General features: G+C 40.2%; 14 protein-coding genes and 1 pseudogene. 9 read left to right on the top strand and 6 right to left on the bottom strand.

Annotated elements, in window-relative coordinates:
- Nucleotides 1-4 precede the first annotated feature (4 nt).
- From NBH14_RS05840 to NBH14_RS05820, 5 genes and pseudogenes are all read left to right on the top strand, one after another.
- Nucleotides 5-1606 (top strand): RagB/SusD family nutrient uptake outer membrane protein, encoded by a 1602-nt coding sequence (locus tag NBH14_RS05840; protein ID WP_186958692.1) that lies wholly within the window; start codon nt 5-7, stop codon nt 1604-1606.
- A gap of 74 nt (nt 1607-1680) precedes the next feature.
- Complete coding sequence (locus tag NBH14_RS05835; RefSeq protein ID WP_186958691.1) at nt 1681-3117, top strand: Gfo/Idh/MocA family oxidoreductase; 1437 nt, start codon at nt 1681-1683, stop codon at nt 3115-3117.
- 8 nt (nt 3118-3125) lie between these two features.
- Nucleotides 3126-3788: a CIA30 family protein gene (locus NBH14_RS05830; RefSeq protein ID WP_250817249.1), complete on the top strand. Its 663-nt coding sequence runs from the start codon at nt 3126-3128 to the stop codon at nt 3786-3788.
- A gap of 1 nt (nt 3789) precedes the next feature.
- Nucleotides 3790-5754 carry a hypothetical protein gene (locus NBH14_RS05825; protein ID WP_250817247.1) on the top strand — a complete coding sequence of 655 codons (1965 nt, stop codon included), beginning with the start codon at nt 3790-3792 and terminating at the stop codon, nt 5752-5754.
- 31 nt (nt 5755-5785) lie between these two features.
- Nucleotides 5786-5932, top strand: a pseudogene (locus tag NBH14_RS05820) (alpha-N-acetylglucosaminidase C-terminal domain-containing protein); the annotation flags it as partial.
- Nucleotides 5933-5958: 26 nt separating this feature from the next.
- Here NBH14_RS05820 and NBH14_RS05815 read toward each other — a convergent pair.
- The 6 genes from NBH14_RS05815 to NBH14_RS05790 all read right to left on the bottom strand — a co-directional run bounded on the left by NBH14_RS05815 (nt 5959) and on the right by NBH14_RS05790 (nt 17113).
- Nucleotides 5959-7557 (bottom strand): glycoside hydrolase family 31 protein, encoded by a 1599-nt coding sequence (locus NBH14_RS05815; protein ID WP_186958689.1) that lies wholly within the window; start codon nt 7555-7557, stop codon nt 5959-5961.
- Nucleotides 7558-7572: 15 nt separating this feature from the next.
- Nucleotides 7573-9729, bottom strand: a complete 2157-nt coding sequence (locus NBH14_RS05810; protein ID WP_186958688.1) for an alpha-N-acetylglucosaminidase — start codon at nt 9727-9729, stop codon at nt 7573-7575.
- A gap of 10 nt (nt 9730-9739) precedes the next feature.
- The gene (locus NBH14_RS05805) at nt 9740-10912 is read right to left on the bottom strand and encodes a family 16 glycosylhydrolase (RefSeq protein WP_186958687.1); all 1173 of its coding nucleotides are present in this window, start codon (nt 10910-10912) and stop codon (nt 9740-9742) included.
- A gap of 90 nt (nt 10913-11002) precedes the next feature.
- Nucleotides 11003-12475 (bottom strand): RagB/SusD family nutrient uptake outer membrane protein, encoded by a 1473-nt coding sequence (locus tag NBH14_RS05800; RefSeq protein WP_186958686.1) that lies wholly within the window; start codon nt 12473-12475, stop codon nt 11003-11005.
- Between the two features lie 31 nt (nt 12476-12506).
- On the bottom strand, nt 12507-15980 hold the full coding sequence (locus NBH14_RS05795; protein WP_186958685.1) for a TonB-dependent receptor: 3474 nt from the start codon (nt 15978-15980) through the stop codon (nt 12507-12509).
- Nucleotides 15981-16135: 155 nt separating this feature from the next.
- The gene (locus NBH14_RS05790) at nt 16136-17113 is read right to left on the bottom strand and encodes a FecR family protein (protein ID WP_186958684.1); all 978 of its coding nucleotides are present in this window, start codon (nt 17111-17113) and stop codon (nt 16136-16138) included.
- Nucleotides 17114-17200: 87 nt separating this feature from the next.
- On the opposite strand from NBH14_RS05790, the gene NBH14_RS05785 reads away from it, so the two are divergent.
- The 4 genes from NBH14_RS05785 (at nt 17201) to NBH14_RS05770 (ending at nt 24218) form a co-directional block, all read left to right on the top strand.
- Nucleotides 17201-17797: an RNA polymerase sigma factor gene (locus tag NBH14_RS05785; protein WP_186958683.1), complete on the top strand. Its 597-nt coding sequence runs from the start codon at nt 17201-17203 to the stop codon at nt 17795-17797.
- Between the two features lie 72 nt (nt 17798-17869).
- Nucleotides 17870-18871: a FecR family protein gene (locus NBH14_RS05780; protein ID WP_186958682.1), complete on the top strand. Its 1002-nt coding sequence runs from the start codon at nt 17870-17872 to the stop codon at nt 18869-18871.
- 251 nt (nt 18872-19122) lie between these two features.
- Nucleotides 19123-22449: a TonB-dependent receptor gene (locus NBH14_RS05775; protein WP_186958681.1), complete on the top strand. Its 3327-nt coding sequence runs from the start codon at nt 19123-19125 to the stop codon at nt 22447-22449.
- 11 nt (nt 22450-22460) lie between these two features.
- Entirely contained in the window at nt 22461-24218 is a 1758-nt protein-coding gene (locus tag NBH14_RS05770) for a RagB/SusD family nutrient uptake outer membrane protein (RefSeq protein WP_186958680.1), read from the top strand.
- The last annotated feature ends 85 nt before the right edge of the window (nt 24219-24303 follow it).

Below are 24303 nucleotides of genomic sequence, written 5' to 3'. Positions count from 1 at the left end.
AAACATGAAAAAGTATATATTTATATGGATTATAGGGATAATGTTTCCCTTATTTACAGCTTGCAATGATGGTTTCCTGGATTTGAATCCAAGGGATCAGTTATCAGAACAAACATTCTGGGCAACGGAAACGGATGCTTTTAATGCGCTGGTAGGTGTTTATTCCCGTTATACGGATGGAGATAATGTGTGGATGTATTATGATCATATTCTTGGACTTCCTGCCCGTAGTGATGAAGCTGTCAATGTGTGGAAAGGTAATGATTATAATAATTTGGGTGCGGGAAATAACAGTCCTTCAATGTGGTATACAAAAGAATTGTGGTCTATTCGTTATCGTATCATTCGTACATGTAACGTTTTTTTGACCAATATAGATAAACCTCAAATGGATGATACAAAGCGTGAACAGATGAAAGGGGAAGTAAAATTCTTACGTGCTTTCGCTTATCATTTCTTATTGAACAACTGGGGAGGTGTTCCTATCATTGAGGAACCTTTAACCCTGGAAGAGTTGAAACGCCCGAGAAATACAGCAGAAGAAGTTTTGGATTTTATATTGAAAGATTTGGATGAGGCTATTAAAGTATTGCCAGAGACATGGTCTTCCGAATATGCCGGACGCATTACTAAAGGAGCAGCTTTGGGAATGAAAGCTCGTGTGTTATTGTATGCCGGACGTTGGGAAGAAGCTGCAACTGCGGCAAAAGCCGTGATGGATTTAGGAGTACACTCTTTATTCTCCAGTTATGAAGATTTATTTGAAATCAGCAATAAATATAATGAGGAAGTTTTGTATGCTTGGCAATTTGTTGGTCAGAATATGGCCAATTATACGCAGATATACATGCATTTTCCAAGTTACGGAGGCTGGGGTGGAACAAATCCTTTACAGGAGTTTGTAGACGGAGTTCTTTGTACAGATGGTAAACCGTCTAATGAATCAGCTGTTTACAATCCGGACAAACCTTACGAGAACAGAGATCCTCGTTTTTATATGTCTGTGATTTATCCTGGCTCAACTTATAGAGGTGTCGAGATCCCGGTTTACGGAGATGTCGATTATCCGGGGGCAACAGGTAATTCTTCCCAATCAGGATATTATACGCGTAAATTCCTGGATGAAGGAGCTGTAAGGTATGCTTTGATTCCCATGGAAAGTAATGTGATTATTTTGCGTTATGCAGAAGTCCTTTTGACGTATGCTGAAGCGAAAATTGAATCAGGTTCAATAGATCAGTCCGTTTATGACGCTATCAATATGTTGAGAGCTAGAGCTTATGGCGTAGACATCAGTCAGACGGATAAATATCCGGCTGTAACAGAGGGAAGCCAGGAAGAATTGAGAAAAATAGTACGCAATGAACGAATGATAGAACTTTGCTTTGAAGGACAACGCAGGGACGATATTATTCGTTGGCGAACCGCAGAAAAACTAATGAATGGAGCTTGCTATGGAATTCCGATAGAAAAGGAAGGAAAGGAACATATTCTTGTAATGGAGCGTCGTTTTGATCCGTCTTACCATTATCTGTTCCCGATTCCACAAGATGAAATAGATTTGATCGGTAAAGATATCATGAAACAAAATCCAGGTTGGGATTAATTCTTTAGACTTTATAATCCTGAGTGGTAAATCATTCAGGATTATTTTTATCAAACCAATAAACATTTATCATCATGAGTATAAATCGTCGTAACTTTTTGAAAGGCTCTTTGCTGGGAGCCGGTGTTGCATTAACCGGCTTTACGGGCTGTACTTCAACGAATAAATCTGAGGTTGAAGCTGTTGTAAAAGAATGTGTTGAAAAAGGAAAAAACAGAAAACAGTTATTTAACATGTGCGGTTATGCCGCTGCCCCTATTCCGGTTGTTCGTATAGGTTATGTAGGGATAGGTAGTCGTGGAAGTTGGGCGGTTACCCGTATTCTCAATATCAAAGAGATTGAAATCAGAGGATTGTGTGATCTCCGGGAAGAAGCGGTAAAAAGGAATCAGGAAACCTTGAAGAATTTTAATAAGCGCCCGGCAGAAGAATATTTTGGAGATGAATATGCTTGGAAAAAATTATGTGAACAGGAAGATATCGATTTGATCTATATCGCAACTCCCTGGAAATGGCATACTCCTATCGCTGTATATGCTATGGAATGTGGAAAACATGTAGCAGTGGAAGTTCCTGCTGCAAAAACACTGGAAGAATGCTGGCAATTAGTAGAAACCTCGGAGAGGACAAAAAGACATTGCATGCAGTTGGAAAATTGTTGTTATGACTTCTTTGAAATATTAACTGTAAATATGGTTCAGCAGGGATTGTTTGGAGAAATTATACATGGGGAAGGTGCTTATATACATGAGTTATTGAGTGGTATGTTTGGAGAACCGGAATGGCCAACCTGGCGATGGGATGAAAATCATAAAAGTGGGAATCCTTATCCGACTCATGGGCTGGGACCGGTTTGTTGGGCTATGAATATTAATCGGGGAGATAAGATGGAATATTTGACTTCTATGTCAACTGATGATTTCTTGATGGAAGCAAAAGCCAAAGAATTGGCCGCTCAAAATGATTATTACAAACCAATGGCAGAAATGAAGTACCGGGGAAATATGAATACGACAACGATTCGTACAGCCAAAGGAAAAACAATCATGATTCAACATGATGTAAGTACTCCACATCCTTACGATCGCTTACATGTTTTGACGGGTACAAAAGGATCATGCCGGAAATATCCGGAGCCGGGTAAGATCGCGTTCGGACATGATTATATATCTCCGGAGAAACTGGCGGAATTGGAAGTTCAGTATACGCCTGAAGTTGTCAAACACATTTCTGAAGTTGCCAAAATTATTGGCGGACACGGAGGGATGGATTTTATTATGGATTGGCGTATGATAGATTGTTTGAGAAATGGTCTTCCCCTTGATATGGATGTATATGATGCGGCAAGCTGGTGTTCTGTCACTCCGTTAAGCTATTGGTCCGTAGCCAACCGTTCTAACTCTATCGATATCCCTGATTTTACAGGAGGAGCATGGCTGAAAAACCATCCCGTGGATTTGACACTTCGGGGAGGAGGCAATACGAATGTTGTTGAACAACCTAAATCCTAATTTATTTTATGGTAAAAAGAGTATTTTGTAAAGCTTATTTGCTTTTAATTATTCTTTCGAACATAAGTTTATCGGTATATTCTCAGAAAGCAGTTGAAAAAGACTTAAGTTTTTCATCATGGAAATCTTCTGCCGGTGAAGGAACTGAAATTTCTTTAAAGTGTGGGGATTCTTTAGTTGCACAGGTGGATGTTCATGGTTCAACAGAAGGATTCCCACATATATCATTGACTGTTAATAATGAGGATTGGAGGGGTTTTCAGAAAATAGCATTTGATGTAAAACTGGAAAGTTCTTTGGTCGGTATTCAAGATTGTGGAAAAGATTTTGTGGCAGTTCTGAATGACAAATGTTTTATCAATGAGAATATAGCAGGTATCTCTCCTGTTAATCAGGAGATCTCTATCCCCCATATTGATTGTGGAGAATGGCAAAGTGTAGAAATTGATATTCGAAATATTGCTCGTAAACAAGTTTCAGCGTTGTTGCTTTATTTTTATGATAGACCGTTCAATTTTGATCATAGTTATAAAGTGACAATTCGTAATATTCGTATTATTGGTGCGGATTCCTCTTCTGTTTATTTTGATGGCGTTGATTATCATTTGCAAAAAAATGCCCACGGTTTCATCCTCTGCATTTTCGTCTGTTTCTACTGTAGATTTTCTTGACTTGAATATAACGAGAGCAGGCACGATTCATTCAATAAGCATTGCCGGAGATACCATAGGTGTTGGAGCTGGTCAATCATCCGGAATAATGCTCCGTGATGCATGTTCACCATTGCCTCCGGTTATTCCTGAAGGAGAGTTATCTACTATTCCGAACGGAATTTTACAAAAGTCGGAAATAAAATCTTTGGGATGCAGATTAGATGCTAAATATGAGACTTTACATGATCGGATAAAAATATCGGGGACAGTGACTTCTATGAGTCGGAAAGATAAAGCCGTAACAATTTATATTGCATTACCTGTTGATGCCCGGAAGAATTGGATTTTTCATAAAAGTTTGATTCATAAAACTACTCCTTTTGTAGATGGAAGCAATATATCTTCTTTAGAAGAAATCTCGCAAGATTATCCTGTAGTTGTTTTGTCTGACGAGTTATCCGACCATTCGTTTGCTTTTATATTGGATCAAGCTAAACCTATATCTTATCGTATAGGTGTGAATCCCAGACAACAGTTATTTTATATAGCTTTTGATGTAACGTTATTAAATCAGCAACGGTTTGATGGAAGTTCTCAGAATAGAGTGGATTTTCAGGTAGAGTTGGTTCGAACTGATGCTAAATGGGGATTTCGTTCCGGTTTGGAAAAGTTGTATACATTGCATCCGGATTATTTTATAGACAGAGTTGGACATGGAGGAGGATGGGAGTTGTATACGCGATCCCAATTTAATTATACGAATGAACAAAATATAGCAGGAGGATATCGTTTTGATTGGGGAGCAGTAGAATTAGATCGGGAACATTGGGAACAGAATGTACATAATGGTTTTCTGAATTTTCTGTATATAGAACCGGAGTATATGCAATTTAGTATGGGAGATTTTAGAGAACCGACTGTGGCTATGGTTGAACAACGTTTTAAGAAACTGATTGCAAATGATGATATAGAATGGAAACAATTTAAAAAACTAAGATATTCCCGTTCCTCCAGGAAGGATTTGCATAGATTACTTTGTGCAGCCAATGTAAGTGGGGTCCATGATAAGAAAGGTAATATTGTTTGGAATTTGGGAAATAGAGAATGGATTGGAGATTTGAGATTTGGTTCAATGATTTCATGCAATTTATCTCCTCATATTCCGGGTGGACGCGGAACTGTTGCGCGTGAAATATTAATGGATGCGGTTTATAATGATTATATAGATAAAGGATGGACTGCTCCTCATGGATTCGGATTGGATGAATTTATGATGTCTCCGAACGATTATCGTCGTGAAAATTTCAAATATATGGAAACTTCTATTAGTTTTGACCCGGAAACGAAACAACCAATGATTGTCCGTGGGTTTAGCTCGATAGAATGGCTGAAGCGTTTAAGGAAGGATTATGAAAAGAAGTCTTGTCCATTATTGTTATTTGCAAATTGTAAAGGACAAATGACTTATGTATCTCCATATCTGGATATATTTGGAATAGAAGATACTTATGTGATAAAACCTGAATACTATAGGGCTATTGCGGGTAAAAAACGGGCAATAACGAATGTTTCTTATGCGCCACCATCCAAAGAAAACTTGGAATATAATATGCTGTGGGGTATATATGTGGGACGTAATGCGGCCTATGACGTGTTGTCTCCGATAGTAAAAATGTTGGATAAACTTTATTCTGCAGGTTGGGAACCAATCACTGCTGCTGTTTCCGAAACATCGGATGATGCCAGTGATATTCGTTTAGAAAGGTATGGTAATGAACAGTCGGATACAGTTTATTTTGTCGTCCATAATATGGGAGTAAATCAGGTCGATTTTAGTTTGTATTTTGACTCATCTTATATTGGCAAACGTACACAAGCTCAGATTTTTAATGATGGAGAAATAAAAAAAATTATTGTGGAAGGTTGCAAAGTCCCTATCCTTTTGGGAAATAGGGAAACAAAAGTCATTGCTCTTACTTATTAAATTATAAAATATTTAAATAGCATGAAGTTTGGTATTGAGTTGGCCCGAAATGAATGGCTATTATAATCCGAATGACGTTATTCATGCTGCAGCTATGATGGTTTCCGTTGCCGACCAGTTTACTGGTAATAATAACTTTGAGTATGATCTGGTTGATATTGTCCGCCAGGGGCTGTCCACTTTTTGGGGGCAGCCCATTAGTTTTTATTTCACCTTCTCAAACCAAGGCAACCTCTCCAGCGGAGCTTCCACCTCTATCGTTTTAGGTCCACGGAATTTTTTACCGGTGTCGTCTTTCCATTGTCCTTTGGGTAACATTACTTTGCGTTTATGTTCCTTTGTTACGATGGGAGCTACCAGATATTTGTCGCCTAGCATAAACTGGTCTTTGCAATCCACAAATCCCTGATGTGGGAAAGCATATTCCATATGGCGGAGGATCGGTTCGCCGGTCTCTGCGGAGTGGCGGGCCTGTTCCAGAATGTAACCTCCCATTTTCTCATGTAAATGAGCGTAATCACGGCAAATAGCCAAATGTTTTTCATCCAGGATGCGCCAGGGGGCAACCGAGAACTGCATCATCGGCATCAGCGTATGTACCTGGCAGGAACGAACGATCAACTCCTGGTCCAGCTTTGTCTGGTCTACTCCCAGGAAAGAACCGAACTGGCCTCCGCCGATCATGTCGGGACAGGCATAAGCATATCCTAATAACCCGGCAGCAATCATATCAGGAATCAGGAGTCCTACTGCATTCCAGGAATAATCCTTATCTCCCAGACGTTGTACTAAAGCCTGACCGCCCATTTTCCAACTGGCACGGTATTCATTAAATGGGAAATCCAATCCGATCTTAGCCCAGTATTCGCACATATCCACTGAGGTGGCAGCTTTGTCATAGAACTCCAGAGTCGGATCGTTGTAATGACTGATATCACCGGCGTCAAATTTGAAACCGTCTACTCCGTATTGCTCCTGCATATTGCGCAATTGTTTTTTCAAGTGTTCGGCTGCGGCAGGGTTACTTAAGTCGTAACAAGCGCTATACCCGTTCCACCAGGGGATGATTGCAGCCTGTTTAGTTCCTTTCTTTTTGATCAGATAGCCTTTCTGTTGCAATTCACGGAATTCAGGACTATCCGGACTGACAAACGGGCAAATCCATAACATAATGCGGAATCCGTCTTTATGCAATTGGTCGATCATACCTTTCGGATCGGGGAAACGTTCCGGTTTGAAATCAAAATTACCGTAATGCTTCTGCCAGTTATCGTCCACCATGAAAACACCCACCGGGAAGTAATTCTTCATTATGTTATCTGCATATTTCAATATATCATCCTGATTCTGATTGTACATCAGTTCAATCCAGGTATTATATTGCGGCATTGAAAAGAACAAAGAATCCGGTAACTGCCCGGAAGGAGGAAAATATTTGGTAGAGGCTGCCATATAAGCGTCTTTCAACGTATTCCCTGCCAACACAGGTTCCAGGCTTTCATAGTCTGAGAACAAATGTAGGTTTCCGCCCTCTATCTTGAAAGAGAAAGGTTTGTCACTCCAGATGTAGCGGCCTTCCGAAGAAAGAAGAAGAGGTACATTCTGATTGTTCAGATTCTCGGCAGACAGGTCGAACAACCGCATATCGTTCTTGAACGGCATTTGAGAGCCTAATCCAACCATACCTCCCCACCATTTCTCTCCTTCTAGAGAACTGATTTTAGATTCATATTTACTTCCGGCCCAACAAGGGGAAGTTATTACCAGGAGAAGCAAGAAAAGACAGATTTTTTTGAGATTCATAGTGTTATCTTCAAGTTATTGTTCAAATACTTCTGCAAATATACGTTTTACAGTCGAAATACAATCGCCTTCCGGTTCGGATGAATAAGAATCCGTCAATTTTGTCCAGGGCTCTTCCAATGCGTAGAAATCGATTGCTGTCGGCTTTTTGCCATCCAGTAATTCGTTCTGATAGTCGAACCATGTTTTCCATCTCATGTAATAGAAGTCTTTCAGGATACCGTTCCATTCTTTATGGGCATAATCACGCAAACCGCCTTTATCGGCAGCGTTGCGGTTCCCCCAGGTCGTGATCTGTACACGGGCATTCCATTCATACAGGTCTTTTTCTTCCGGGGTATTTCCGAGAGAGCGGGCCCGGGCGATCCAGTTTCCGACTTTAAATTCCAAACGGGTTCCCAGTAACTCATCCTGTAACAGGAGAAGTTGTAGAAAACGGTTGGTGGCTGCATTGTAAAGCTGTTTATCACCGGAGGCAAAGGAGGCTTCCACCACTTTTTCTACTAAGCGACCTTTTTCGGCGATGGCCTGGCGAACGATGTCTACCAGATCGTATTCGAAATTATTATTACCTGTAAACTGGTCAGCAACGGAAACCATCATGGCTGCGGCACGAATAACGTCATCCGGATTGTAATAGTCACTCATTTCAGACCAACTCGATACCAGATAAGGGTGATCGGAAGGGCGGGCACAGAAAATAGATTCGTGAGTGCCCTGTTGCGTATTTTCCGGCGGACAATTATAAATGGAATTGCTCAGGAGAATCCATGCCTCCTGCACGGTTGGATTCGCTTTTCCGTAACGGGCTATCGTATAGTTTTTAAGCCATTCATTTTTATCGAAATGTACCGGGCGCCAGGGGAGTTCCGTCAACAATTCGAACATGACCGGATTATTCTCGCTTCCTTCCATTGTCATTCCTACGCCACGCAATGTTTTGCCGAAAGAGCTTTCTTTGGCTTTATAGTATTCGTCGATCACGTGCGCCATTTTACCGTGCAGACCTACATTGCCACCGTAGTTCAGCAACATGCAATAAATCCAGTCGTGCTGGCCGAAACCGTCTTTGCGATGCCAGGTAGATTCGGGATCACCCCACTGCGGGCGGCTTTCGGAAAACAGGTCCAGGACGATCATATCACCGGATTTCAGATTCTCAATCATTTGAGAGCGTGGATTTGCCTGCCAGGCTTGTGCCACCCATACGGCTTTCGGATTATTTTTTTTCATGGCCTGCATAATCGCTTTTCCCGCGGCATCCAGGTCTACTCCGGCTACGCTTCCACCTTCATGGAAGGGATCCATGCTGTAGAAGTTAGCTTTGCCGTAGAGTTTGTTCAGTTCTTTGTAATACAGGGAGGCTATTTCCTGGAAGCGGGGATCTGTCGGTTGCAGGAATGCAGGGCGGTGGTAACCACACCATAGTCCGGGGTCGGAAACATTCAGTCCCAGTTTTTCTTTTGCATTGTGAGGAACCATTCCCGAATAACCGGGGAAGACGGGTTCAATGCCGTATTCGCGCATCCGTTTTACAATACGCTGTTGCAGGGTGATCTGCTGTTTGTACCAGCTGTCGGGATTCGGCCCACCCCAGCCTTCCAGATTATTCATCAGCCACCAGGCTTGAAAACCGGGGCCGGCAATAAACTCGTTGATCTCGTCTTTATTGTATCCTAACTTTTTAAGTACATTATACCAGACGCCGTCCGTCCCGACCATGGCAAGCGGCAGATTGATTCCATGCAGAGCCATCCAGTCAATTTCCTTTTCCCAACGTTCCCAATCCCAGAAAGCCATAGTATACGAATAGGTGCAATAATTGAAATCGTAGCGATATTTCATGTCTGTTTCATGACGTTCCTTTTGGGTGACGGCAGGCAAAACTTCTGGAAGCTTAGCCTGCATGCCATTCCAGGAAAGATGGATTCCTGCATGATATTTCAGATACCAGTTTAATCCTGCCGCTATATTTACCGGGTTATTACCACGGATGACGACTTTGTTTCCTTTCTGATCCAGTTCGAAAAAGTCGACCGGAGATTTGATCTGTTCGATAATGAATTTATCGGAAGCTCCTTTGTCAATGCGTTCCAACAAAGCCTCGACGGGTGATGCTGCTTTGGCTATCACCGCGATGAATAGTAAACATAAGAGATGAATAATTTTCATAGAATTAATCTTATTTGATAGTGATGATTAACGTAGCTTTTTGCCCTTTCAATAATGACTCCGGTAATCCTTTGATCTGGCCATCTACAATAACAGTTCCTTCTTTTTGGACTTTTTCAAAGGCTTCCTCATTTAAAGGTTCCCATTCTACAAACTGTTGAGTTGTAGTACCGTCATTATAATGTACATTGACAAACGAAGGTGTATATAACAATTCGCGGGTAATGTGTCCGTCAATATTCCGTAAAGTCGCTTTCCCTTCGGCAACTTGTAAACAAGCTGGTTCGATAGAGGTAATACGCAAATCATTCTCCGGAATGCTCTTGTATCCTTTCGGTATTTTTTTGTACATACGAATGTAGTCGATATCAAAACTTTTAGGATAGGGAATGGTTGGATCATAAGTGCCTGTCCAGCCATCTTTGGCTTTCCGGTTATCATAGAAAGAAATGATTTGGATGAGCGGATAGGTAATCGCTGCTTTGTGTTTCATTACTTGTATGCCATCGACATAAACGGTGACATCTTCCGGTGTCCAGTCGAAGCCATATATATGAAACTCTTCGGCTAGCTTTTTATTGGCAAACCACGGATGTTCGGTGTGATACTGGATGGTAGAATCTTTCCAACTGTGTACGGTAGACCATATACGATTGATATCTGTTCCCAGTATTTCAAATATGTCAATCTCACAACTTTGATTTGGGTCGTCTTCGAAACCGATTAGCCACCAGGCACAATGAACACCTCCGCCATCCTGCATCTTTGCACGCATTTCGTAATATCCGTACTGATTGATTTGAGTCGCTTCCGTTTTTATCTGGTGAAGTGCTTTTTTCTTTGGGTCATAATGATGCAAGCCGGTACGACTGGCACTCATGAAACCTGATATATGCATCCCTTTATCAAATTCATTTTTTGAGTTCTTGTCAATGATAAGTCTGATAATGCCATTTTTCATTTCATAAGTCGGGGCACAAACAGATCTGTCTTTGGGCCATGATGGCAGATACTCCGGAATCCATTTATCCGTATTAATTTTTTCACCATCAAATTCATCATGGAAAATTAAACGGTATCCTTCTTTTTCCAACGGGTTAGGCGGATAATCCTGAGCATTGGAAGACTGTATATTACCTATTAGAAGTAAACCGGAAATAAATGTGTAAAACAAGTGTTTCATGATATTCAGTTTTATCAGAGAAAAAAGGCCGCAGTTAAAAGCGGCCTTTTCTTAAAATGCAAATATAGTTTTTTTCTTTGGAGGAACGAATTAATATCCGGGGTTCTGAATGATAATTCCTTTCCCCTCGTTGATGACAGCCTGTGGCAACGGGAAGAGAACGAATTCGGGTTTCGTCGTCGTTGAACCGCGGTCGATCGCGTTCTGGATAAATTTACCGTGTCGAATCAGGTCTGCACGGCGATTTCCTTCCCACCAAAATTCGTGGCCGCGTTCTTGAAGCATCTTATCCAGAAAATCATCGACGCCTTTTATGTCTCCCATAGTATATGGAGACAATTTAGCTCGTACACGTATTTGATTTAACAAATCGACAGCTTCTTGTGTTACCGAATTTCCCTGGCGGACGATTGCTTCTGAAAGCAAAGTCAGCACATCCGCGTAGCGGTAAACGATCCAGTCGATCTGGCTGCCGTCACCTGTTGATTCCGGATCTTCGCCATATTTCACAGGAACCGCGCCTGAATAGGTATTACCATGTTTTATAATATCAGATTCTTCATTGAACAATACGCCGTCATTACCCATATATTCACCGACCAATACGGATAGACGATCATCGTTCTTGTCAAATGTGCGATAGAAAGACCAGGGAACTTTGAAGCCGTCCCAACGCTGGATAGAATTGTTCTTACAGGGATAGTTACCCGGCAGGCAATGGTCGTGCCATAATTCCAGTTGGGTACCTCTTTCTTCGGTGCAGGCAAAGATGATTTCTTGATTCTGTTCGTTTTCCAGGGTGAAAATAGACTGGTAGGAATCCATTAATCCGTATCCGTAGTCGGCTTTCATCAACTCACGGCCACATTCAACAGCTTTTGCCCAGTTCTTTTCGTGCATGTAGAATTTCATCAGGACTGTATATGCCAGACCTTTATCAAAACGTCCGAATGCAGAAGCGCGGGTAGGAAGGCCTTCCAGTGCTGATTTTAATTCTGTTTCGATAAATGTTGTCATTTCTTCCTGGCTTGCCCGGGGAATGATCTCTTCTGCCAACGGGTTATTCAGCTGTTCAAGTGTAGGTATTGGCATGGGACCATAGAAATCGTATAAGAGGAAGGCTAGCCAACCACGTCCCATATGGATTTCAGCATTCATGCGTGCTTTCACATCGTCTGCCATTTCCACACCGGAAATGCGTTCAAGCGTCAATGTCATTGTCCCCAGATATTTGGCATAATTGGTGTAGTTTATTGTCGAATACTGGTGATTGGGTGTCCAGTTGTGACTAGTCAAAGGAATCCATGAATCATTTACCCAACAGCAAACGGCCAGATCGGTGGACATATCTCCGATAATCTGTACACCGCTTGCCACGTTAAAGATACCACTATAGTTATCGCAACGAAAAGGGGCGTAAACTCCGCCTGTGATCAATGCTTCCGCATCTTTCTCTGTTTTCGGGAAAAATCCGGGGTTGATGGCATCATATCTTTCCGGCTCCAGATCAGTACATGAGATTAATGTACAGCAGCACATTAATGTATATAATAATTTCTTCATGATCTTATATCTTCTTTTATTGATTAATAAATTAGAATGTAATATCCAAACCAAAGCTGTAAGTACGGACATTCGGATAAGCCCATTGCAGACTTGAAGGAGTACTTTCTGAACTTGAAATGTCGGTTTCCGGGTCAAGTCCTGTATACGGTGTGATAACAAACGGGTTGTTCACATCAAAATATACGCGAACATTAGACAAGATGTGCTTGCTGGTCTTGATCGGTATATTATAGCCTAACGTAATATTGCGACAACGGATAAACCAGGTCTTTTCGTAATAATAATCACCCGTTCCGTAAGCGCTTTCAGTTTGGAAATAACCAGGCAATGTGCCGTTAGGATTCGTTGAACTCCAGATATCACCTACTGAAACCGGTTGGTTGTAACCACGGCGTAAGTCATTGACGTTATTACTAATCCAGGTTTTCTTATAGCTACCGGCTGATAATTTATCAAATTGTCCGTAGAAATAGACATTCAGGTCAAAGTTTTTATAACGGAATGTATTGTTAAAACCAAACAGGTACCCAGGGTCGGCAGAACCATAAATCACTTTATCAGCATCATCCAGTTTGCCGTCAGGTTTACCGGTCTTCATTGGAATACCGTGTTCATCAACTTTAATCGAACCGTCTTCATTGTAAACATATCCGTTGATATCTTTAATTTTTACCTGTCCGGGAAGAGCTCCTGGCATATGGTCGATCTTTTCACCCGGTTGTACCAGACCATCTGACAGATAACCGGCATAAGAACGGATATAACCGTTGTATTCGCTGTATGCACTCGGCTTCCAGTTCGGGTCGCGTTCTTTCCATTTGTCACGGTATAAAGAGAATGTCAGATCGGAAGTCCATTCAAAGTCTTTGTTACGGATATTGGTAGTATTGAGGGTAAATTCAAAACCCTGGCTTTGAGTTTTACCTACGTTAGCTATAATTTTATTCACTTCGTTATATGAAAGCAGAGTCCGTTCGTTTAACAGGTCAGATATTACTTTGTGGAAATATTCAGCTGTTACATTAATACGGCCGTTCAGAAAACCTAAATCCAGACCAAGGTTCCATTCACGTGTCGTTTCCCAGGTAAGTTCATTGTTACCCATCTGATCCAGGTAAACACCGTTGACTGCACTACCTCCAAAGAAATTATTATTACCCACTTTATAGTAGCTATAGGCTTTGTCACCCACATTGGCATTACCTGTTTCACCATAGCTCAAACGTAATTTACCATTTGATAAGATATTTGTCAAAGGCTTCAGGAATTCTTCTTCCGTGAATCTCCATCCGGCAGCAACAGAAGGAAAATACCCCCAGCGGTTTCCATCTGCAAAGTTAGAGGAACCATCGGCACGAAGAGTGGCAGTCAATAAATAACGATCTTTGAATGAATAGTTCACGCGACCAAAAAATGAGGCCATGCGTGATTTTGTTGCACTTGAACCTACAGTCGGACGTTTTGCATTGCCTGCTCCCAGGTTATTATATAAGAAACCATCGGTAATGAAGTCATTGCTCTTTCCTGACAGAAATTCATAATCAAACAACTGGTAAGAATGACCAACCAATGCATTTAAATTATGATCACCAAATTGTTTAGTATAGTTAGCTGTTAATTCCATCAGATAGTCTGAGTTGTCAGCCTGTGCTATATAACCTGAACCATTTTCTCTTGCTCCGTACAACGTTGTTGTAGGCATGTATTGTTTACGTTTCTGATAGTTACGGTCGATACCGAAATTAGCTTTCAACAATAAATCCTGAATCGGACGAACTTCAAAGAAGACCGTACCTAGTAATCTTTCTTTAGTTGTCTTATCTGTAATATCCAATAAAGAAACTGGGTTGGGAAGGAAAGAGGCGTCCTGATTCATTGAGTATTCACCGTTTTCATCGCGTACAGGCAATGTTGGATTAAACTGAGCGGCCGAAACCAGGATACCTGCATTTTCATTCTGCCCATTTCCCAGAGGAATATTATCATATTGGTTACGGGATACATTCAGGTTTACTCCCATCTTTACATATTTACTCAGTTTCTGATCCAGATTTACACGTGCAGAATAACGCTCCATAGCATTATTTTTAATTACACCGTCTTGTTTGAAATAGTTACCGGAAACCAGATACTTCGTATTCTCATTACCGCCGGTAATGGATAAATTATGTGAAGTTTGAAATCCCAATCGGGAGATTTCGTCAAACCAATTTGTGTTATGTGCAGGATTGGCAATTTGTTCAGCAGTATAATCCGGAACAAAAGGTGAAGACACTTCTGATTCGGATTTACCACCATAAATGCCCACACCATTCGTACGCAGCCAAAGCTCTTTTCTGTAATCGTTTGTCGCTTGCATAAAGCCTGGAGCATCCAACATTTCATAAGACTTTGAAATATCTTGAACAGATGCAGAACCGGAATACTGTACTTTTGCCGCACCGCTTTTACCTCGTTTCGTCGTTACGATAATCACACCGTTACCGGCACGTGCACCATAGATAGCAGTAGAACTTGCATCCTTCAGTACTTCGATAGATTCTATATCGTTCGGGTTAATTGAAGACAGGATATTATCCTTATTTCCATCCTTATATTGGTTTCCGCTGTCCAACGATCCCGGATCGCTCACTGGAAAACCATCAATAATGATCAGCGGATCATTCCCTGCTTTGTCTGAAGAAGCAGCACCGCGGATACGGAAAGTAGACTGACCTCCCGGCTGTGCACTGATCGTACTTACCTGCAAACCGGCAGCCTTACCAGCCAGCGCATGACTGATGGTTGAAACCGTACCGACGGGGGCATCGTCCATTTTAACAGAAGCAACAGCGCCTGTCAGGTCTTTTTTCTTCATCGTACCGTAACCGACAACGACAACTTCTTCCAGCGCCTGTGAATCTTCTTTCAATGTTACATTAATAACACTCTGTCCTTTTACGGCAATATCCTGTGGAATATAGCCAATAAAAGAAATCAGCAATGTTGCATTGGCAGGCACCTCGATAGAGAATTGACCGTCAAGATCGGTAGTCGTACCATTTGTTGTTCCTTTTTGAATCACGTTGGCTCCGGCAACCGGTCCCATAAGATCACTGACAACACCTGTTACCTTCTGTGATTGTTGTGAAATGGCAGCATTTGAAACATGTTCTGTAGTCAGCACAATGTGACGGTCTTTGATCGTATATCTCAAGCCTGTTTTGGTGGCAATGGCATCCAAAACGTCCTGGATATTGGCATTCTTTTTTCTGATCGAGATCTTTTCGTTTTTATTGACCTCTTCCAGATTATAGAAAAACAAGAACTCTGATTGTTTTTCTATTTGTTTCAACACATTTTCTAATGTCTCCTCTTTGGCGGAAACATTTAGTTTTGTTGTTTGCGCATAAGTTGCGGCGACCATTTGCGACAAGCAAACGGTTAGCATTAAGACGGTTAATTTCATAATTTTTATAGTTCTTTTCAGATTTACAGAAACAACTATACGTTGATTATTCATACTTTTGAATGTTTTAAGATTAAACATAATCCCACGGCAATGGGAGTTTAATTGAATCACACGTTTTAGAAGAGAGAATCCGGCAAGATTTTCTCTTCTTTTCTTTTTACCTCTTTACTCGCTCATATTAATACATTTTTAAGATTAGCTATTATTTATATTTCAGAAACGGTTATATGACGGTCGTCAATCTTGTATTTGATTGGAATAGAAAGATTGACAATTTCCATGATATCTTTTATACTTTGTCCCCGGTAAAAAGTTCCGGTAAAAGTTCGTTTGTTCAGTGCTTCGGACTTGACGGTAAATCGAACTCCGTAAACATGACTTAGCCGGTAAAGTATGGCTTCCAGGCTTTGTTCCGGAAAATAATAATAGCCGGTTGTCCAGGAAGTGAATTGTTTGGCATCCACATTTCTTACATCGATAGCATGCGTATTCCGGTTGTAAATAAACTGCTGATTAGGTTTCAGTATGGTTTGATGCAGAATGTTCTCTGTCTTCAAACGAACTGCTCCATCCAGTAAAGTTGTGATGAGTAGTGAATCGGAAGCGTAGGCCGTAACATTAAATTTCGTTCCAAGGGCTTCTATATCCTGTTCTTTAGTCTTTACAATAAAAGGCTTGTCTTTATCTTTTGCGACTTCAAAATAAGCTTCCCCTTCCAGATAAACGGTTCTCTGTTTTCTGCCGTAATCATTTTCATAATGAAATACTGTTTTCGATCCCAAACAAACATGTGTCCCGTCCGGTAATTCAACAACATCTGCATCCAACCCGTCTCCACCGATATATCGTGTCGCTATTTGGTCTTCATCCTTATTAAGAGTCAGAAATAAAGAGGTAAGGCATACCGTAATAAAAGAAACTGCTGCATAGTTACCTAATTGCAGCCATCTGCTTTTCTTACGTGGACAAAGTTCCTTTCTTTTTTTCTGAAGACGATCCCAGCTTTCTTTCGGATCATTCTGCATCCCATTAGAGTAACAGGCATCATAGACAGCCTTGATTTCAAAGAATACCTTTTTGTTTACGGCACTCTCACTCACCCAGGCATAAAAATCATTCATGCCCTGTGTATCCAGCTGTCCTTGCAGATATTTTATGATCAATTCTGATTGTTCGTCTTTCATATAATTTTTCAATTAGACAAAAGGTGACTTAGTCCTTTATGAACTACGGATAAAATATTACCTTTGTCAGAGTCAATAGGAGGGGAAATGAAAAAACACGCAATAACGGCTATAGATATAGAGGTTTTATTTCGGTTGAAGCAGGGGGATGAAAGTGCCTTTGATGCTGTTTATTGGAAATATAACTCTTGGGTATTTAATTTTATATACTCCCTGCTATATGATAAATCTCTGGCTGAGGACTTAACTCAGAACGTTTTTTTGAAGATATGGGAAAAACGTGCAACTATAGATCCAGAACTGGGATTTGATGCTTATCTTTTTGCAATAGCCAGGAATTTGGTATACAAAGAAACTGAAAAACGTTTGGAGTCTGAACAATTAACTTTCACATTTGAGGGACGGGCAAGAGAAACAGATTCATTGACAGAAGAGAATATTGACGCGGAATCTCTTCGGGAATATATTGATGCTTTGATTGAGCAGTTACCTCTGTCCAGAAAACAGATCTTTCTGCTGAGCCGGCGCCAACATCTATCTAATAAGGAAATAGCAGACCGTTTATCAGTTTCGGAAAAAACGGTTGAGACCCAGATTTATCGTGCTTTACGCTTTATAAAACAAAAACTTTCAGAAGAAAGTAATCTTGCGGTACTAATACTAGTGATGATTAAAGGATGTTAAAACCATCCTTTTTTTATTTTGCCTGTAAGGGATCTGACAAATTTTAGGATATACAATAATAAAAGAGAGACAATGGATAACACAAATATATTATTATTAGACCGTTTTATGCGGGGAGAAACTTCACCTGAAGAAGAACAACAATTGTTGTTGTGGTTTCGGGATGTCGATGCGCAGGAGGATATTTTGACTTTTTATCGTCAGCATTGGCATGAAGCTTCTGATAAAGAATTATCGGAGGACGTGCAGCTTCGTATGTTTCATCAATTAAAAACAAAGATAAGATCAGAATCTATTGCAATCAAGAAGACGCGGAAATTCGAAAAACGATGGTTCATTCGTTGGGGGCAGTATGCGGCAGCCATTATTTTATGTGTGGTAGTCGGTATTACTTCTCATTTGTATACCCGTCAATCTGTACCAGTTGCGAAAGAATACCAGGTGGAGGCAGAGAAAGGTCAGCGTGCCAGTGTGATGTTGCCGGATGGAACGAAGGTTTGGTTGAATTCTCACACTCAGATTTCATACAATAGTAATTATGGAATGAAAGATCGCGTTGTAGCTTTGGCTGGTGAGGCTTATTTTGAGGTTGCAAAAGATAAAGATCATCGTTTTATAGTAAAAACTGGTGATATGGAAGTTGAAGCATTAGGTACGAGTTTTAATGTAAAAGCATATAAGGAAGATAGGGATGTGATTGCTACATTATTTACTGGTAGTATCCGGGCCACTGCCGGTAGTCATTCTGTGATATTATCTCCTGATCAGCAGGTTTGTTTCAACCGGATAGAGGATGATTTAAAGGTCGATAATCCGGAGAATGTGGCTTATGCTTCCATGTGGAGGGATAATGAGTTGGCATTTAAAGGTGAAACATTGAATGATATTGCTATACGGTTAAACAGACTTTATAATGTACATATAGAGTTTAAGTCAGAGAAAATCAAACAGTTTCGTTTTTCAGGCGTAATCAAGAATAATAGTCTGGATAATGTATTTGAAATTATCAGTCTGACGTCGCCGATAATGTATGAATCACTTGGAGACACAATCGTTCTGAGTGAAAGGCAATAGAGTGAATTAATAGAGTATTGTTAACTTTAAATGAATTTGCATATGAGATAGAGAAGTAGAAAAAAAAGAAAGGGACAACTTCTGGTGGAAGTCGCCCCTTGTACACAGTTTTTTAGCTTAAATCGGAGTTTACAAATCATATTTATAACACAGTCGACTGGCGGGTTGACCGCGTAGAAATGTTTTATACCCGATTTTAGCTTGTAAAGTTACTATTTATAATCCATTTACTATTAAAAAAACACTTAAAAATGAGTAACATCAAGCAGTTTTTAATACAGGCTTTTTTGTGTAGTATGATGCTTGTTTTTTCAAGCTTCACAGCAATGAGCCAGATCACTCTCATCATGAAGAATAAACCGGTACGTGAGGTGATTAAAGAGATAGAAAAGGTGAGCGATTATCGCTTTTTCTACAATGATGATTTATCGGATTTGAATAAAGTTATCTCTATTGAGATAAAGAATGGCGATATAAAAGATATAATGAAACAGATTACCCAACAGGCTGCGGTTTCATATGTTTTGAAGGCAAATCGTCAGGTTGTGTTATCATTAGCTTCAATAGACCAACAGAAGGATGTCGTAAAAATAGCAGGAAAAGTTATTGACGAACAGGGGGAAGGAGTTATTGGTGCAAATGTGATGGAAAAGGGAACGACAAATGGAACTATCACCGATCTGGATGGAAAGTTCTATTTGGAAGTTTCCGGAAAGTCTATACTACAGGTCTCTTATATAGGTTTTAATACACAGGAAATTCAAGTGAATGGGCAGAAATTATTTACGATCAGGATGACTGAAGATTCACAATCATTGGATGAAGTTGTTGTTGTCGGTTATGGAACCCAGAAAAAATTAAATCTGACAGGAGCTGTAGCTACTTTGAAAAATGAAGAGTTGGTAAAAACTCCGGTAGCTAGTACTACAAATGCTTTAGTTGGGCGGTTACCAGGACTGATAGCCAAACAAAAAAGCGGGCAACCCGGTTTTGATGCAGCAGATATTAATATCCGTTCTTTTGGAAGTGCTCTTGTTATTGTCGATGGCGTGGAACAATCTTTTAATAATATAGATGCGAACGAAATTGAGTCAGTTTCTATATTGAAAGATGCATCTGCTGCTATTTATGGTGCCAGAGCCGGAAACGGGGTTATATTGGTTACAACAAAACGTGGACAGTCCGGTAAACCGAATATTTCATTTAACGGAACATTGACCAGCCAGAGTTATACAAATTTCCCTGAGCCTGTTGATGCCGGACAATATGCAACTCTTTTCAGAGAAGCTCAGATTAATTCGGGCGTTCCTGAAAATCAAACAAAATTCTCAGAAGAAGATATAGCGAAATATTTTGCAGGGAATGATCCTCAATATCCAAGTACGAACTGGTATGATGAGATAATGAAAAAATCTGCACTACAGCAACAGTATAACCTGACGATCAGAGGAGGTACGGATGTTGTTAAGTATTATACATTCCTGGGGTATCTCAGTCAGGATGGAATGTTTAAGGGGGATAATACAGGTTATAGGAGATTTAATGTCCGTTCAAATCTGGATGTAAATCTGACTTCGGATTTAACATTTTCTCTCGACCTGTCTGCGATAAAGGATGATGTACGTCAATCTAACCGGCCAGCATCTGAGGAATGGTTCTGGATGGATTTCTTTGATAGTACGCCAACATCACATGCTTCGTTTCCAGATCCGACAAAGGTTCCTCATATAGGTCCGGGTCCGTTTAATGCAATCATAAATACACATGAGGATTTGGGAGGGTATGATAAAACATACAAAAATACATTGAATGGTGCATTTTCTGTTAATTATAAAGTTCGTCCTGTTCCCGGATTAAGTGCAAAATTGAAACTGAACTATCAACAGGTGTCTTATGATCGGAAGAACTGGACAAAACAAAATGATATCTGGGATTACGATTATGCGACGGATACCTATACATTGTATGGTAAGTCGATGCCTACATCATTGAAACAGGAGTTTCATAAAAATCAAACTATAACAGGGCAATTTTCTTTGAATTATGATAGAGTATTCAATAAAGATCATTCAATAAACGGATTGGCTTTGGTGGAAATAATAGATTATAATAACGGAAACTTCTCCGCTTATAGGGAGAATTATGTAACAAGTGCCATTGATCAGCTTTTTGCTGGTGGAACTATAAACCAGCAAGCCAATGGGAGTGCTTCTGTCTCCGGAAGAGCTAGTTTTGTTGCTCGTGCAAATTATGCTTATCGAGGAAAATATTTATTGGAAGCCACAGCCCGTTATGATGGTTCACCGAATTTCCCAAAGAATAAAAGATGGGGATTTTTCCCAAGCATATCTGCTGGCTGGCGAATGTCTGAGGAAACATTTATAAAAAATAATTTAACCTGGATCGACAATCTGAAACTGCGTGCAGGTGTGAGCCAGACTGGATTTGACTCTGTCGGTGCATTTCAATATCTTACCGGATATAAGTTTGAGGGTTATAACGTACTTGGAGGAAAAGAAGTTCCCGGATTAACTACTACAGGTATTGCCAATACAAATATTTCCTGGGAAACGATGACATTATATAATGTAGGATTAGATTTATCTGTGTTGAACAGTAAACTGTATTCGGAGATTGATGTCTTTTACAGAAAGCGGGATGATATGCTGGGTACCCGCGTCGTATCGTTACCTAATACATTCGGAGCAACTCTTCCTAGTGAAAATATAAACAGCCAAAGCACAAGAGGATTTGAAGTGCTTATTGGGCATAGAGGTAATTTCGGCGATTTCTCTTATGATATCAGTGGTAATGTTTCCTGGTCGCGATCAAAATGGATTCATTATGATGAACCCGATTATACAGACCCTGATGATATACGTTTAAAGAAAAAATCCGGTCAATGGATTGATGTTTATAATGCATATAAATCAGACGGATTATTCACCAGCCAGGAGGAAATTGATAATCTGGGGTATGATATGGATGGTATGGGAAATACATCTCTTCGTCCTGGTGATATAAAGATTGTCGATATAAATAATGATGGAGAAGTTGACTGGCGGGATGCACGTAATATCGGAAGTGGTGGAACTCCTCATATTATTTATGGTATAAACCTCAATATGAAATATAAAGGATTTGATCTGAGCGTGTTTGCACAAGGAGCAGCGGATTATTATGTGCAGCTACAATCCGGGAACATTAATATTGATGGTGTAAGAACTCCTTTTAAGGTTATTTGGAATGAACGTTGGACTCCGGAGAACAATGATCGTGATGCTATTATTCCAAGACAAAAAATCGGTCAAACAACTAATAATTGGAATTCTGACTATTGGTATAAAAATGCATCCTATTTACGTTTGAAAAATGTAACTCTGGGATATACTTTTAATAAAAGCCTGGTTCAGAAGCTGAGAATGGAGAATCTGCGTTTATTTGTGGTTGGTACGAACTTGTTTGCAATAAATCCATTACGTAAATATGGATTAGATCCGGAAACCCCTGATGCAACCAGAGGTTGGTCGTATCCGGTTACCAAGTCTGTATCTTTAGGATTGAATGTTAGTTTTTAAATAGTACGGTTATGAAAACAAAATATTTTATATACTTATTACTTTTTTGTGGTAGTTTCTCTTGTGATATAATGGATAAGGCACCTTTGGATATTATATCGGAGGAAGCTGTATGGAACGATAAAGCATTAATAAATTCATATATCAACGGAGTCTACAGCGAATTGGATTTCTTGATCCGTGATGGTTATGGTTATGAAGAAGTAGACCCAACTTCCGGATTATCAGACGAAGGACGGCAAGGACGTGACTGGCATCCTTTGTATTCTACCTGGAAAGGGGGTTTTCTGAATAAGGATGGCGGTTTGCTTGAACAATGGCGTTACTCCACCATTCGTAAAACAAATGAGTTTCTTGAGAAAATAGAAACGTCAGCAGCTGTATCTGAGTCAGAAAAGAAGGTCTTGGCTGGGAAAATTCGTTATGCCAGGGCAATCACATACTTCTTTATGGTGAAGAGATATGGTGGAATACCTATAATAACTAAGGCTCAGTCGATAGATGCTCCAATGGAAGAACTGTTGGTTTCAAGGGATAAGGAGATTGATGTTTACGATTTCATTATTGATGAGATGGATGAGATCGCAAAAGATTTACCAGAAAGTTATGGTAGTGATGAAGTGGGGTATCCTACAAAATATGCTGCATTAGCTTTGAAAAGTCGAGCGGCAATGTATGCGGCCAGTATAGCTACCTGGGGAAAAGTTCAAATTAACGGTTTGGTCGGAATTCCGGCAAATGAAGCAGAACGTTTCTGGAAAGCATCTTATGATGCTTCTAAAGAAATTATCGATTCTAAATCTTTTGCATTATATAATCAGAATCCAAATGATAAAGCTGAGAATTTCAGGAAATTGTTCCTGGATGAGAACAATGTAGAGGTGATATTCTCTAAACAATTGACGGGTGAGCAGGTCGGTAGTAATTATGATTTGTTCATGTCTCCGTTCCAGTTTTGTCCGGGATGGGGTGGAAGTAATACTGCTGTTTACCTGGAGATGGTAGAGTCTTTTGAGAATGTAGATGGGACTCCGGGTACTTTTGATAAAACTTTGGCTCTGAGTCAGCCATGGGATCTGACAGAGTTTTTTAAGAATAAAGATCCTCGTTTTTTTGCCTCTATCTATTACGAAGGAACTATCTGGAAAGGAGAAGCTGTAGAAAATTGGGGTGGTATTATTACTGAAAACGGATCTAAAGTCACTTCTGGTTTTTATCAGGGAAAACCGGCTCAGGGACGTTCGTATTCTGCGGCTGGATATGCCGGAGGTGCAATTACCGGATTCAATGTCAAGAAATATCTGGATGATGATTTAGTACCGGTAGATGCAGGAAAAACTAAAGTTGATTTTATTGTTTTCCGTTATGGTGAAATCTTGTTGAATTATGCAGAAGCAGCCTTTGAGTTGGGAATGAATACCGAGGCTCTGAATGCTGTAAACCAGATAAGGGAGAGAGCTGGGATTGCATTATTGACAAATATAACTCGTGATGCGATCAGGCATGAAAGAAAAGTAGAACTTGCTTTTGAGGACCAACGTTGGTGGGATTTGAAACGTTGGCGCATTGCAGTAGATGCTATAACACGAAACTTTACAGGCATTTATACTTTCTATGATGTGAAATCAGGAAAGTTTAAAATTGAAATGAATGATAATGCAATGGGAGGGGTACCTTCTGTATTCAAGGAAGAACACTACTATTTTCCGATTACTCCGGATAGAATTTCTAATAATCCGAATTTGGCACCGGAAAATCCGGGATATTAAAATTAACTGAATGTATGAGGGTGTACCGGAAGCAATTTGCTTCCGGTTACATTTTTATGACTTATAACCTTTCAAATGAAATAAC

The sequence above is a fragment of the Parabacteroides caecihominis genome (assembly GCF_023656785.1).
Taxonomy (GTDB): Bacteria; Bacteroidota; Bacteroidia; order Bacteroidales; family Tannerellaceae; genus Parabacteroides; species Parabacteroides segnis.
This window is presented reverse-complemented; position numbering and strand designations above follow the sequence as displayed.